General features: G+C 70.7%; 12 protein-coding genes. All 12 read right to left on the reverse strand.

Annotated elements, in window-relative coordinates:
* Positions 1-356: 356 nt before the first annotated feature.
* Genes ACFQSB_RS33250 through mpaD form a run of 12 tightly spaced genes read right to left on the reverse strand, consistent with a single transcriptional unit; the run spans position 357 to position 13,500 of the window.
* On the reverse strand, positions 357-875 hold the full coding sequence (locus ACFQSB_RS33250; RefSeq protein WP_380830788.1) for a chorismate--pyruvate lyase family protein: 519 nt from the start codon (positions 873-875) through the stop codon (positions 357-359).
* Positions 872-2,314, reverse strand: coding sequence for a class I adenylate-forming enzyme family protein (locus tag ACFQSB_RS33255; protein WP_380830789.1), 1,443 nt, complete (start codon positions 2,312-2,314; stop codon positions 872-874). The genes ACFQSB_RS33250 and ACFQSB_RS33255 overlap by 4 nt, the downstream gene beginning before the upstream one ends.
* A complete protein-coding gene (locus ACFQSB_RS33260) occupies positions 2,311-2,943 on the reverse strand; it encodes an HAD family hydrolase (protein ID WP_380830790.1) in 633 nt (210 codons plus the stop codon). Before ACFQSB_RS33260 ends, ACFQSB_RS33255 begins: the two co-directional genes overlap by 4 nt.
* An 8-nt stretch (positions 2,944-2,951) precedes the next feature.
* Positions 2,952-4,067: a nicotinate-nucleotide--dimethylbenzimidazole phosphoribosyltransferase gene (locus tag ACFQSB_RS33265; RefSeq protein WP_380830791.1), complete on the reverse strand. Its 1,116-nt coding sequence runs from the start codon at positions 4,065-4,067 to the stop codon at positions 2,952-2,954.
* A complete protein-coding gene (locus ACFQSB_RS33270) occupies positions 4,060-5,349 on the reverse strand; it encodes a glycosyltransferase family 4 protein (RefSeq protein WP_380830792.1) in 1,290 nt (429 codons plus the stop codon). Before ACFQSB_RS33270 ends, ACFQSB_RS33265 begins: the two co-directional genes overlap by 8 nt.
* Complete coding sequence (gene rfbG, locus ACFQSB_RS33275) at positions 5,346-6,467, reverse strand: CDP-glucose 4,6-dehydratase (RefSeq protein WP_380830793.1); 1,122 nt, start codon at positions 6,465-6,467, stop codon at positions 5,346-5,348. Before rfbG ends, ACFQSB_RS33270 begins: the two co-directional genes overlap by 4 nt.
* The gene (locus tag ACFQSB_RS33280) at positions 6,449-7,234 is read right to left on the reverse strand and encodes a sugar phosphate nucleotidyltransferase (RefSeq protein WP_380830794.1); all 786 of its coding nucleotides are present in this window, start codon (positions 7,232-7,234) and stop codon (positions 6,449-6,451) included. The genes rfbG and ACFQSB_RS33280 overlap by 19 nt, the downstream gene beginning before the upstream one ends.
* Positions 7,231-8,880 (reverse strand): carbamoyltransferase family protein, encoded by a 1,650-nt coding sequence (locus ACFQSB_RS33285; protein WP_380830795.1) that lies wholly within the window; start codon positions 8,878-8,880, stop codon positions 7,231-7,233. The genes ACFQSB_RS33280 and ACFQSB_RS33285 overlap by 4 nt, the downstream gene beginning before the upstream one ends.
* A 28-nt stretch (positions 8,881-8,908) precedes the next feature.
* Positions 8,909-9,931 (reverse strand): 3-oxoacyl-[acyl-carrier-protein] synthase III C-terminal domain-containing protein, encoded by a 1,023-nt coding sequence (locus ACFQSB_RS33290; RefSeq protein ID WP_380830796.1) that lies wholly within the window; start codon positions 9,929-9,931, stop codon positions 8,909-8,911.
* 1 nt (position 9,932) lies between these two features.
* The gene (locus ACFQSB_RS33295) at positions 9,933-10,946 is read right to left on the reverse strand and encodes an isopenicillin N synthase family dioxygenase (protein WP_380830797.1); all 1,014 of its coding nucleotides are present in this window, start codon (positions 10,944-10,946) and stop codon (positions 9,933-9,935) included.
* Positions 10,947-10,980: 34 nt separating this feature from the next.
* Positions 10,981-12,180 carry a cytochrome P450 gene (locus tag ACFQSB_RS33300; RefSeq protein ID WP_380830798.1) on the reverse strand — a complete coding sequence of 400 codons (1,200 nt, stop codon included), beginning with the start codon at positions 12,178-12,180 and terminating at the stop codon, positions 10,981-10,983.
* A gap of 15 nt (positions 12,181-12,195) precedes the next feature.
* Entirely contained in the window at positions 12,196-13,500 is a 1,305-nt protein-coding gene (gene mpaD / locus ACFQSB_RS33305) for a daptide-type RiPP biosynthesis aminotransferase (protein ID WP_380830853.1), read from the reverse strand.
* Positions 13,501-13,566: the final 66 nt, after the last annotated feature.

A 13,566-nucleotide genomic window follows, 5' to 3' on the forward strand; every position in this document is an offset into this window, starting at 1 on the left:
CCAACGCTCACATTCCCCGTGTCGGGCGGCGTCTTGTCCAAGCATGGGCACCTGGCCCCGGACGCCGCTCCACTGTGCATCGCGTGACCTCTGACGACTAAGAGCGATACATCAAGTGATGTCTATAGTAAAGTAGATGAGTTGAATCATGTCAACCGTCTTATCAGCCGCCCTTGCACGGGGCGGTCTCCCCCGCCGCACGTAGGATATTTCGCAGGTCACGCGAATTGTCGGGGATCGCAGAGGGCACGCACCCGGCCGATTCGTGCCGTGGCTCGCCGCGACGCCGCAGGCACGTGTCAATGGAACGTGAACCGGCCTCGGATGGGCAACGCGATTCCAGACGCCTATATTGATCAGAACTGGTGCAGACAGCTGGTGCCGAAGACCTCGCTGATGAGCAGCGCCGGCGTCCCGCCGATGAAGATCCGGTACTCTCGGCAGGCCCAGCGGTCGGGTCGTTCGCCGTCGAGCGCGTACGCGAGGATCTCCCGGAACGTCTCGATGCGCTGGCGGCGAAGCATCGCTCCGATCGGCTCCCCGGTGCGCAGCAGGCCGTGCCGTAGCTCCTGGGGCAGTGCGCGAGGCACGGCGATGGACCGCGCCTGGACGTACACGGCTCCCGACCGTGCCCCGACCAGCTCGGTACTCCGCGACAGCAGCCGTTCACAGGCGGAGACCTGGAGGAGAGCTCGGGTCCTGTCATCGGGGTCGACGTAGTGCTGGTCGATCCGTGCGGCGACGACGGGCTCGTCCACGATGTGCTCCAACAGGGGGGTGACGGTCCCGTCGGTGGTGAGGACGATGCGGCCGAGAACCTCACGATGCCGAAGCCGGCCCGCGAGGGTGGGGCCCGTCTTCTCCGCGGGTGTCATGCCTGTTCCTCGGCGGTGACGAGCCCGGCGGGATCGACCTGAGCGAGCCTCTTGCCGGTCGCCGACCGCGGGATCTCCTTCACCGGTTCGAAGCTTCGCGGGATCTGGTACGGCGCCAACCGCTGTCTGCACCACCCCACCAGCGCGTCGGACGTGATGTCGTTCCGCAGCACGATCCGTGCGACGGGCACCTGTCCCCTGGCCTCGTCGGGGGCCGCGAGTACCTGTACGTCGACGATGTCGGGGTGGGTGGTCAGCACCCGTTCGATCTCCTCCGGGGTGACCTTCTTCCCCGCGATGTTGATCACGGTGGACATGCGGCCCACGAGCCGCAGTGCGCCCTCCGGGCCCACCGTTTCGGCCAGATCGCCGGTCGGATACCAGCCATCCGCCGCCGCGAGCGGCTCCACTCCCCCCGCGCCCAGCCGCCCGGCCGCCAACGACGTGGTCCTGAGCTGGAGTTCGCCGGCCGTAGACGTCGCATCGAGCGGGACGACACGGGCCTCCACCCCAGGCAGGGGTTCGCCGATGAACCCGGTGTCCTCGGTTCCCGTGACCCGCGTGAGAGTGACGGCACCCGCCTCCGAGGACCCGTAGCAGTTGTAGAAGGCGAAGGTGCATCGCCTGGCGACGCTCCCGGCCACCCCCGGAGCGAGGGGCGCCCCCGCGGACACGCCCGACCGCAGACCGGCCAGCCCTGCGGCCAGGTCGTCGCGGCCCTGTTCGAGAGACCGTGCCAGGAGGCCGTAGTGGGCGGGTAGCGCGATGAGCGTTCTTGCTCCCAACTCGCGAACGGCACGCACGAGCTGGGACGGCACAACGTGCGCGGCGCAGGAACGGACCGCCGCACCGGCCAGGAGCGGCGCGAGAAGCCCGTAGTTGAAGCCGTATGCGTGGAAGAGGGGAGCGGATGTGACCACCGGCGCGTCCGAGGCGTAGGCGAGGAAGCCGCCCACGCGCAGGGCGTCCGCGAGCACCGCGCGGGCGGTCCGCACCACTCCGACGGGAGCGCCGGTGGACCCTGAGGTCAGGAACGTCTGCGACCGCGCCGGCAGGCCGGCCGGCGGAGGCGTCCCGTCCCGGCTGTGGCGCAGCCACAGGCGTCCCCCCAGGCAGGCGGTCTCCTCGTGGCCGGGGCGGCGGGCCTGTCCGTCGTGCACCAGCCGGCCGGGGATCGAACCGGGCGACCGGGGGTCGCGGTGGACGAGGGGGACCTCCGCCAGGTCGCACCCCAGAGTGACCACGGCCGTGCCCCAACGGTCGCTCAACTCGCATACCAGTGGCTCTCCCGGGTCCGGGCCGGCGGCCAGGGACGCGGCGAACTCAGCGGCGGCGCGCAGCAGCTCGTCGTAGGTGTGCGTCTCATGGTCGGCGAGAAAAGCGGGGTCGTCAGGGCGCCCGGCCTCGCGAACGGCTTCGTACAGGCTATGGGTACTCATGTGCTGTCCCTTCGTACGAGGTCGGGGAGGTCACACAGCGACGCCAGGTGTGGGGGGCCGTCGGCCGAGGCCCGCAGGCCGGGGACACGGGAGGGGCGGGCCAGGAGCAGTGTGCGCACACCCGCGTCACGGCCCTGCGCGACGTCGGCGGCGCTGTCGCCGACGTACAGCGCCGTGTCGGCGGTGAGGTCGAGCAGTTCCAGGGCGCGTAGCAGTCCATCGGGGGCCGGTTTGGGCCGGTGTGCCTCTTCGCGTGCGACGGTGAGGTCGATCAGCAGGTCGCTCGCGTCGAGTAGTCGTTGGGCGTCGCGCCGCGAGCGTCCGGTGCACACGCCAACGGCGATATCCGCGGCGCGAAGCCGTGCCACGGCCTCGGCGGCGCCGGGCATGGCCGGCACGGACCGGGTGGACAGGGCCGCCCGCAGCGCGGCGCCATAGGCGCTGTCGGCCCGGTCAAGCCGTTCGTCGCCCACCAGCGCTCTGAGGGTGTCCAGGTCGGTGGCCCGCTGGACCGTCGCCAGTGTCGCGGCACTCGGCGCGACCAGGCCCACGGTCACCGCCGCCTGCCTGAGGCTGTGGCGGTGCACGGTCCAGGTGTCCAAGAGCGTGCCGTCGAGATCGAATACCACCCCGCGGATCACGACGGTTCCGCCAGGCCCACGGCCTTCGCCGGCGGGGTGAGCCCTGCGACGGCGAGCATCGAGTTGATCAGACCCAGCGCGAACGCCGCGCCGGACGCCATGCCCAGCCGCATGTCCAGGCCGAGCAGGGGCTTTTGTCCGAGCGCGGCGAGCAGCGGAGCGTGAGCGGGCTCCGTGGACAGGTGCGCGGCGACGATGCTGCCCGCGGCCGTCGGACAGATGCGGACCGCGAGCAGCGCGGCGACGGCGGTGATGGTGCCGTCGATCACGACGACCTGGTGGCGGGACGCTGCCGCGATGACGACACCCACATTTCCCGCGATCTCCAGACCCCCCAGCGCCGCGAGGAGCCGCAGCGGGTCGTCCGGCACCCCGCGTACCCGGAACAGTGCCTGGTCCACCAACTCCCGCTTGTACCGCACCGTTGGCTCGTCCACCCCGGATCCGGCGCCCACCAGCCCCGCCGACGGAACGCCGAGCAGCCGGGCCGCCAGCGCCGCCGCCACGGTGGTATTGCCCACGCCGATCTCGCCCACGCCGATCATGGCCGCGTCGGCCAGTCGCCGTTCACAGTAGGTGGCACCCGCCAGGACGGCCCGGTGCGCCTCGTCGGGCGACATGGCGTCCGCGACGCCGATGTCGGCCGTGCCGGCGGCGACCTTATACCGCTGGTCCCCGACGGCGTCCAGCAGTCCGAAGTCCGCCGTCTCCACCCGCGCGGGGATGCGGGCCGCGATCCGGTTCACGGGGGCCTGGCCGGCGTTGACCAGCCGCAGGACCCGGCCGGTCAGTCCGTGCGGGTGCGCCGACACCCCCCGCGCGGCCACTCCGTGATCGGCGGCGAGGACGCTCACCACGGCGGGTAGCGGTCCCGACGCGTGGGTGCGGCGAACGGCCGCGATCTGGTGCGTCAGCTCATCGAGCCTGCCGAGGCTGCCCGCGGGCCGTGCTTGGGTGCGCTGCCGTACTTCCGAGAGCCGGCGGCTGTACGGGTCAGGGGCCGGGACCCTCGCGCACAGCTGCTCGATGCGGGCCCGATGGTCCAGCGGACCGGGCCCGCCGGCGGCGCCGGAGCCGGAGCCGGAACGCACCGCGTCCGATGTCTCAGGCACGGCCGGTCACCGCCGTCAGCTCGCGAAGCAGTGCGGCGACACCATGGGCGAAACGGTCGTTGGTGAAGCGATCCAGGATCCTGGCCCGCGCCGCGGCACCACGGCGCGCGGCCTCCTCGGGGTCGGCGAAGGCCTCGCGCAGCGCGTCCGCCAGGTCCTGTGGTGCGAGAGTCCGCTTTCCGAGCTCTCCGCCGACGGGCACGGGGTATCCGAAACGGGCGTCGGGCAGGAGTTCCCGCAGCGAGTCGACCGCCGTCGCCACGACCGGCCGTCCGAAGGCCATCATCTCCGCGCACACGTAACAGAAGGACTCCCACAGGCTCGGGACCACGGCCACGTCCGCCACCGACATCCAGCCGAGCGCTTCCCGGCGGGGAACGTCGCCGAGGAAGGTGACGCGGTCCGTCAGGTCCAGCCGGGCCGCGAGGTGCCGCAGCGTCCCCTCCTCGGGCCCCACCCCCACCAGGGCCAGGTGCGGCAGGGCCACCGAGCCGCCGCGTGGCGGCGCGACCGGGCCCATCAGGTGCAGTGCCTCGATCAACTGGGTGAAGCCCTTGACCGGGACGAGCCGGCCGCAGGCGACCAGCAGCGGACGGTCCGGCCCGTCGCCGCACAGCCCGTCGCGCCGCGAGCGCCACCGCGGATCCGCCTGTACCTCGGCGATCTCGGCGGGATCCACGCCCAGGTGCACCAGGCTGTGCGGCGCGAGGCCGTCGGTGTAGTGAGCGGTCACGGCATCGGACAGGGCCTGGCTGATGAAGACGACGTGGTCGCTGTCCTGCACCGCTTTGCGTTCCAGCTGGAGCAGGTGCTCGCGGTCGGCCGTCACTCCGCTCGTGACCCGGTGCGCGTCCCGGTCGTAGGGAGTGATGGCGCGAAAGTCCTGGAGGAGGATGTTGAGGAGGGGGATCGCGTGCCGCCGGGCGAACATGACCGCCTCGGGGAAGCAGAAGAGATCCGGCAGGACGACGGCGTCCGGGCGTCCCAGTTCCGCGGCGAGGTCCTCGGCGGCCCGGTACAGCCGCCGGTGGGCGCGGACGGTCTGGTCCGAGACTCCGGACGCGGTGTTGTAACTGCCGTCCATGGCCGAGCGGTGTACCCGCACCCCCTCGATCTGTTCCCGCCGGTCGGTCCCGGATCGCGGCGCGGTGGTGATCAGGGTGACCTCCCAGCCCGCCGACACCAGACCGACGCACAGGTTGCGGGCCACGGTGCCGGTGCCGCCGATCGTGCTGGGCGGATACTCGCGGGACAGGACGAAGACGCGTCGGCCGTTGGTCATCTGGGCAGCCTGTTCTCTGGTCGGAATCGAGCCGTCCGGTCGTCGGCGTGAAACGCGTGGATCTGTGCGCTGGTCGCGTCGGCCGGGGACCGCCCGCGGGCCACCGCCCTCTCCCACTCGACGATCGCGCACGCGGCCGCCTCAAGGTCGAAGGCGTGGCTCCAGCCGAGTGCGCTCGCGGCCTTCCGCCCGTCCAGCCGGAGCAACTCGTCTTCCACGAAACGTCCGTCGCCCTCCGCCCGGACCGGTACGTCCGCACCGCCGGCGCGCCAGGCCCGGGTCAGGGCCGTCACGAGTTCCTGGACGGTCGCGCCGTCGCCGGGCGGGGCGAAGTTGAACACCTCACCTGGTTCCACCGACCCGTCGGCCAGCGAGGCCGCGAGCAGCAGCAGGCCGTGGACCACGTCCATGACGTGCTGCCAGGGCCGGACGGCCGACGGCCGGCGCAGCTCGATGGGGCGGCCGTCGCGCAGTGCGGCCATGACGTCGGGCACCAGGCGGCGGGGGGCGTGATCACCGCCGCCGATGACGTTGCCGAAACGTACGGAGGCCGCACGTACCGAGCCGCCCTCGTGCCGGAACAGGGATCCGTACGCCTCGAAGATCAGCTCGGCGGCGGCCTTGGAGACGCTGTACGGGCACCCTCCGCCGATCTCGTCCACCTCGCGGTACGGCCAGGGCCATTCCCTGTTCCGGTAGCACTTGTCGGATGTCACGTGGACCAGCACGCCCGGCCGGCAGAGCCGCGCGGCTTCCAGGACGTTGACGGACCCGCCTGTGTTCGTCGTCAGGGTGCCCCAGGGGTCGGCCAGGCCGACGCTCACGAGGGGCTGCGCGGCGAGGTGGAACACGACGTCGAAGTCCCGTGCCGCCATCGCCCGTTGCACCGACGCGAAGTCTCGGACGTCCCCGGCGGTCCCCTTCACGCCGAGATCGCCGAGAACGGCACCGCCCCCTGGGGTGCGCTCGCCGTCCAGGGCGAAGCCGTCGACCTGGGCCCCCAGGTGCAGCAACGTCATGGACAGCCACGTGCCGATGAAGCCGGTGTGCCCGGTGATCAGTACGTTCTTCCCCTCCCAGGCGTGCGGGTGACGGCGGCTCAGATCGGTTGCAGCCATGGGCACCCCTTCTGGTGGATCAGCGTCTCCACGTCGATGAAGTCCTTGTAGGTGTCGAAGGGCAGCCACAGCCCGTCGTGGAGGACGGCGTGGACGGCCCCGCGCGCCACCAGCAGAGGAATCACCTGCTGCTCCAGGTCGATGTCCGGCGAGAGCACGTCGAACAGTCCGGGGGCGCACATGAAGTACCCCGCCGAGATGAGCGCGGGCTGCAGCGGTTTCTCCTCGAATCCCGTGACCGCCATCGTGGCGTCGACCGAGAGTTCGCCGTAGCGCGAGCGCACGCGAGTCGCGGTCAGGGTGAGCAGCCCGCCTGCCGCGCGGTGCCGGCGGGCCAGCGCGCCGAGGTCGAAGTCGGACAGCACATCGCCGTAACCGAGCAGGAAGGGGCCGTCGCCGATGTGCTCCCTGGCCTGCAGGAGCCGCAGGCATTTCCCGGCCCAGGGTCCGCCGTCGACCAGTGTGACCCGGGTGCCGCCGGCCTCGAAGCGGTGCCAGCCGGCACCTGCCCGCACGTCGTGGGACCGGACGCGGAACTCGTGGAGGAGCAGGTCCTCCACGGCCTCGGCGCCGTACCCGACACACAGCACGAAATCGGTCAGCCCGAAGGCCCGGTAGTAGTCCAGCACGTGCAACAGCAGCGCCCGTCCGTCGGGAAGGGGCCGTAACGGCTTGGGGACGTCGTCATCGTCGGCGCGCTGGCGCAGCCCGAGTCCTCCGCACAGCAGGACGACCGGCGGTGGTGCGGTTCCGGGGAACGCGCTCATGACGCCGCCGCCTTGCGCACGACGAAGTCCCCCAGTACCAGCAGGTCCATTCCCGTGCTCAGGAAGCATCGGACCGCTTCCTGGGCGGTCTCCACGATCGGTTCCTCGTTGTCGTTGAAGGAGGTGTTGAGGAGCACAGGCACCCCGGTCACCTTGTCGAAGGCGGTCAGCAGACCGTGCAGCTTCGGGTTGAGTTCCGCCGTCACGGTCTGGAGCCGGGCCGATCCGTCGACGTGCGTCACCGCGGGCACGACCTTCTGCTTCTCCTCCCGTACGGCCGGCACGAGCAGCATGTACGGCGTCGGCACCTCCGAGGTGAAGAACTCGCCCTGCCGCTCCTCGAGCACCACAGGCGCGAAAGGGCGGAAAGGCTCGCGATGCTTCACCTTGGCGTTGATGCGGTCCTTCATGTCCGGCCTGCGGGGATCGGCGAGAATGCTCCGGTTCCCGAGCGCCCGGGGGCCGATCTCCGACCGCCCCTGGAACCAGCCGGTGACGGCTCCGGCCGCCAACTCCTCCGCGACATGGACGAAAAGGTCGTCGGGGCGCGACACCCGCAGCCGGTCCCCGTGGGTGGCGAGAGCGGCCCGCATCTCGGTCTCGGTGTAGAGGCGTCCGAGGTAGGGAGAGAAGGCCTCGGGAGAAGGGATCCAGGAGCCGTGTCCTTGGCCATAGGTGGCGTGCAAGGCCGCACCAAGCGCCGTGCCGTGGTCGCCGGCGGCCGGCACGATGTGCAGCTCCTCGAAGGGGGTCTCCTGGAGGATCTTGAAGTTGGTGACGCTGTTGAGCGCGACGCCGCCGGCCAGGCACAGGGTGCGCGCACCGGTGCGGGCGTGCAGCCAGCGGGCCAACTCGAGCACCACGTGCTCGGTCGCCGCCTGCACGGCGTAGGCGACGTCGGCCCGCACCTCGTCCTGGGCCTCGGCGTTCCCTGCCCGCTTCAGCTCTTGCGCGATCAGTGCCAGCAGCCGGTTCAACTGACGCGTGGACTGGCGGAATTCGCCGTCATCGAGGTGGTACAGCTCGGCCACTTCCTTGACATAGCGCGCCGTGCCGTACGGGGCGAGCCCCATCGTCTTGCCGGGCGCACCCATGCCGCCGCTCGTGAAGAAGCCGATGGCCTTGGACACCGCCTCGTACATGCCGCCGATGGAGTCCTCGTAGGTGTCGTCCAGGCGGCGCGCCGCCGTCCCCAGGCGTCCGTGCAGCGCTCGCACCACACGCAGACCCGAGCCGTCGCCGGTGTAGAAGGTGATGGTCTCGCCGAACCGCTCGCCGTTTCGCGTGATCTCGGATCCGCGGCCGTCCATGACGAGCACGGCGGACCGCTCGAAGGGTGAGGTGTAGAAGGTGCTGGCCGCGTGCGACAGATGGTGGCCGATCCAGGTGACGCGGTCCTTGAACCGCAGCGCGTAGACCCGGTTGAGCAGGTCGTTGGCGACGATGAGGTCGACGTCGCCGGGTGAGGCGTCCGCCTCCGCCAGCACGTAATCCGCGGCCAGACAGCGCTGAAGCCGTGGGCCGAGACCGAAGGCCGCCTTCTTGCGGGTCAGGCGCTCTTCCTCCACGGCCGAGACGACACGGCCGTCCTGAACGAGGCAGGCGCAGAAGTCGTGATGAGATCCCCCGAGGCCCAGTATGCGCACGGGTCGGTCCCCTTCCATCAGATGTCCATCAGATCCGTAGGAGGGTGCAGGCCCAGTGCATGCCGTTGCCCGTGCTGGTCAAGGCGACCACGTCGCCCTCGCGCACCTCGCCCCGCGCGAGCTTCTCGCCGAGGGCGAACATCTGGTCCGCGCATCCGAAGTGGCCGTGGTCCAGCGAGATCTCGGCGTTCGTGCGGTCCAGCGGGATGCCGAACGCTCTGGCGAACTCCTGCATGCCTTTGCGGCTTCCGTTCATGTGCAGGATGTGACGCAGTGATTCGGGGGGCACCGATGCCCGCTTGCACGCCTCCTCCACCACCGCGCGCAGGTTCTGCCTGCTCAGGCGGGCGACCCGGATCGTCGCCCGCACGTCGTGCCCGAGGAACTCGTCCATCAGTTCCGCGGGATTGCGCAGTTGTCCCGGTGGCTCGGCTCCCTCGGTGAACGGCCGGGCGGCCCCTCCCCCGCGCAGGTGGCTGAAGTCGGCGTAGCGCCCGTCGGTGATGACTTCCGTGGTGAGCCAGCGGTTGCGGGGATGGCCGCGCACCAGGACGGCCGCGGTCGCACCGTCGGAGGAGACCGCCGGGCTGGAATCCATGCGGTTCCAGTACGCCTCGCAGACCCGGTTGGCCGCGACGAGCAGGGCAACGCGGTAGTCGGGGTGGGTGGCGAACTTCCCGGCCACGGTGTCGAAGGCGGCCACCCCGCTGGCGCAGGCCTGATTCACCAGGACCGACTCCGCACGGTGCGCCCCGAGCTTGTTCTGTGTCGAGGCGGAGGGGTCCCAGTACAGGTGCTCGGGAATGTCCGCCACGGCCAGGACCACCAGGTCCACCTCGCCCGCCGCCAGACCGGCGTCCGCCAGCGCCCGCCGTCCCGCCGCGGCGGCGAGGTCGGTCAGACCCGTGTCGTCGGGGGCTCTGTGGAAGGTACGGAAACCCCAGTTGCGGACTCTGAGCCTCTCGTGGGTGTAGTCCGGCGCCGACTCCTCGACCGAGCGGGGTTCCCCGAGCGCGTTGCCGAGAGCCGCGATTCCGAAGACCGCGCTCATTTCACGTGTGCCTCCGTCCCATCACCCGTTCCACATACGCCCGGCGTGACTTGGCCAGGAAATACTCACCGGAGGTGATCTCGGGGTGCCGTGGCGGGTCGTCGGGGCCCACGCAGGAGGGAATGGCCGTGATGACGGCCTGCGGATCGGGCTGGTAGAAGAAGGCGATCGAGATCCGGTCCCGGTGCGACTGATCACGCGGTGGATTCACGACCCGGTGCACGGTGCTCGCCCAGCGGTCGTTGGTCCATCGCGTCATGAGCTCGCCGAGGTTGACGACGAAGGACCCTTCGATGGGCGGCACGTCGAGCCAGCCGCCCGACGGGTCGCGGACCTGGAGCCCGCCCGGGGCCTCGTCCTGGTACAGGACGGTGACGGCGCCGAAATCGGTGTGCGGTTCGTTGCGGAACGTGCCGGGCGGCGTGGCCGTCTGGGCCGGATAGTAGTTCACCATCAGTGGTGTCATGTGGCGGGCGAACTTGTCGTCGAACCAGTCCTCGGGCAGGGCGAGGGCCAGGGCGAACAACCGCATGATGTCCAGGGCCAGTCGCTCGACCTCGGTGTGGTAGGCGAGGTAGCTCTCCCGGAAACCCGGGATGGCCGGCCAGCGGTTGGGGAAGAGCAGGGCGGGGTCCGGGGGTGCTCCGTCCCTGTCGAGGGCGCGCTCGCCGAAACGCGTGGCCGAGTACATCTCCAGTCGCGAGTAGCCGCCGTAGCCCCGCTGCAGGGGGTCGGTGGGATCGCGCTCGACCCGCGCTTTCCGCTCCCGCTCCTGACCGAAGAACGTCCTGCTCGATCGGTACAAGGCGGAAACGGTGCCGGCGGACACCGAGTGGCCCACGACCACCAGGAACCCGCTGCTCTCGCAGGCCTTTCCCACGGCCCGCGCGACGGAGGCCCGGCGGAGCGGGTCAGGAGGAGCGTCGAGGCCCAGGTCGACGACGGGTACATAACCGTCCATGAGCGTGGCGTCGCCGGTCCGGAAAGGTTCGGCGGAACGCGGGGCGTCGGGCACGTGCTTAAGTCCCTTCGGGAGGCGGAGAGGAGACTCACCAGGCCACGGGCAGGACACGCAGGCCGTAGACGAGCATGTCCTCGAGGAACTCGAGGCCGGCTCGCGGATCGCCGGCCAGCCGCAGCGCCGGAAGTCTCCCGAAGAGCTCGACGACGGCTCGCTGGACCTGCGCCTGACTGACGGCGCTGCCGAGGCAGTGGTGTGCGCCATGGCCGAATGCCAGGTGGGTCCGGGTCTCGCGGGTGATGTCGAAGGTGTCGGGTTCGGCGAACACGGCGGGATCGCGGTTGGCCGACGCCAGGTGCACGATGATGGCGTCGCCCGCACGAATGCGCTGACCGGCCAGTTCGGTCCCACGGGTCGCCACCCGCGCCGCCCCGTGCTGGACCAGCGTCCAGTAGCGGAGCGCTTCGGTGACGGCGGGCTCGGCCCACCGCTCGGGATCGGACCGCACCAGGTCGCCCTGGGCGGGATCGCGTAGCAACGACAGCACGGTCAGGGACAGCAGTCCCGCGGAGGTCTCCTGCCCGGCGATGACCAGGAGGTTGGCGACACCCACGGCCTCCTTCAGGGTGAGGCCGTCCTCGGTGGGCTCCGCGCCGTCGTCCGGCACGGAGGCGGCCAGATCACTGAGCAGATCGTCCCCCGGGTCGCGCTTCTTTTTCAGCAGGAGCTTTTCCAGGTAGCGGTTCAGCCGGCCCGCCGCAACCGCCCTCTGCGCCTGAGTGACGTCGTGCCGCTGGAGGTCGCGTGTGCGATCGAGGAAGAAATCGAGGTCTTCCAGCGGGGTGCCGAGGATCTCCGAAGTGCTCAGGCCGGACAGGGGCACGGAAACGGACGCCACGAGATCGCCGGGACTGCCCGCCTCACGCATCGCGTCGACCACCCCCGCCGCCGCCGCGGTCATGGCCGCGCCTCGTGCGCGTACCTGGGCGGCGGTGAAATGCGCCGCCACCGTGCGGCGCAGCCGAGTGTGGTCGGGCGCGTCCATCGCCAGGAAATGCCCGGGCACCGGGCGCTTGGAGAACAGGGGGAAGGCGGGATAGCCGGGGCAGGTGGGGTCGGAACTGAAGGTCACGCCGTCCGAGAGCACGGCCCGCGCCGTCCGATGGCCCGTCACCAGCCACGCGTCGCCGCCGTAGGCGAGGCGAACCCGCAGCGGAGCGCCGTCCTCACGGGCCTTGTAGGCGGCCGGCGGCGCGAATGGATCCTCGCGTTTCAGCGGGAAGAGCAAGACGTACCCTTCTGTTCACGAACTGCGGCAGCTCAGTGGACGGGCGAGCATGGCGGTGGAGGAGAGTGCCTCCGCGGCGCGGTCCAGGCCGACGTGCAGGGAGCGGGAGAGCCGCTCGACATCGTCACGCTCGTAGACCAGGGCCGGTGCCAGCTGCACACAGCCGGGCCCCATTGACACCAGGGCGCCCGCCGCGCGGATCTCCGCCGCCACCAGGGCCACGGCCTCGGCCGCCAGCTCCTCACCGTCCACGGCGAGCCGCAGCGCCCGGAAGCACCCGACACCGTCGCCCTCGGTGACCAGGACGTGGCCGGCCAGCTCCGCCAGCAGGTCGTCCAGCCAGTGCGTGACGGCCGCGGCGCGCTCGAGCGCCCTCAGCCGCTCCATCTCCTCTAGGGTCGCCAGGATCGCCGCGCAGGATGCGGGCACTCCCGCCTGCGTCTCCGCGTGGGCCAGCACGGCGTCCCGCCGCTCGAAGACCTCGCAGATCTGATGGGAGACCGCGACCGTCGCGACGGCGCACGTCCCGTTCGTGATCCCTTTCGAGGCCAACAGCATGTCGGGCCTGCCGGGCCAGGCCTCGGAGGCGAAGTATCGCCCGGTACGTCCGAACCCGGTCGCGACCTCATCCGCGACCAGGAGGAACCCGTACTCGTCCCGCAGCCGGCACAGGCCGGCGACCATCTCGGCCGGCAGCGGATACGCGCCTGTACCGAGCACCGGTTCGACCACGACGGCCGCCACGCGCTCACCCTCCCGGCCGAGCAGGTCGACGAGCTCGGCGGGGTCTTCGTGGCCGACGTGCCGGATGTGCCGCCGGTCGACGCCGTAGTAGCTCTGGCCGAGCGGCGTTCCGGTCAGTGCGTGGCTGCCGTACGTCAGTCCGTGGTAGCTGCCCTTCAACCCCACGACGATCCTGCGTTGGAACTGACGTTGCAGTGCCCAGTACTGGCGGGCCAGCTTCATGGCGAGGTCGTTGGCGGCGCCACCCGACGTCGAGAAGACGATGCGGCCGAAATGACGTGGCCCGAACAGATCGAGGAGTGCTCTCGACGCCTCCACGGCCGCCCGGTGGCCGCCCCTGAAGAGAGTCAGATACGAAGCGTCCAGGAGTGCCCTGTGGATCTCCTCAGCGATTCTCCGGTTCCCGTATCCCAGGTTCGCGTTCCACAGACCGCTCGTGGCGCACTGCCTCCAGACGCCATCCGAGAAAAGAACCCGGGTACCTTCGGCCCGCACCGCGGTAGCCGTTTCCAGGCCGAAGGAGCTGGGCGGGTTCAGCAATTCCCACAAGGGGTATCTGTCGCTTTCGACAGGCACGGGAATCTCCGTTTCCCAATTGAGTGGCCCTGCGTTGACGGCCGGCCGGCCGATACACGAGCGCCG

Origin of the sequence: Sphaerisporangium rhizosphaerae (assembly GCF_042665155.1) — a bacterium.
Classification (GTDB): Bacteria; Actinomycetota; Actinomycetes; order Streptosporangiales; family Streptosporangiaceae; genus Sphaerisporangium; species Sphaerisporangium rhizosphaerae.

Coding starts and splice junctions, on each gene's coding strand:
- ACFQSB_RS33250 (WP_380830788.1), bottom strand. CDS start 875: ATGACACCCGCGGAGAAGACGGGCCCCACCCTCGCGGGCCGGCTTCGG.
- ACFQSB_RS33255 (WP_380830789.1), bottom strand. CDS start 2,314: ATGAGTACCCATAGCCTGTACGAAGCCGTTCGCGAGGCCGGGCGCCCT.
- ACFQSB_RS33270 (WP_380830792.1), bottom strand. CDS start 5,349: ATGACCAACGGCCGACGCGTCTTCGTCCTGTCCCGCGAGTATCCGCCC.
- rfbG (WP_380830793.1), bottom strand. CDS start 6,467: ATGGCTGCAACCGATCTGAGCCGCCGTCACCCGCACGCCTGGGAGGGG.
- ACFQSB_RS33280 (WP_380830794.1), bottom strand. CDS start 7,234: ATGAGCGCGTTCCCCGGAACCGCACCACCGCCGGTCGTCCTGCTGTGC.
- ACFQSB_RS33290 (WP_380830796.1), bottom strand. CDS start 9,931: ATGAGCGCGGTCTTCGGAATCGCGGCTCTCGGCAACGCGCTCGGGGAA.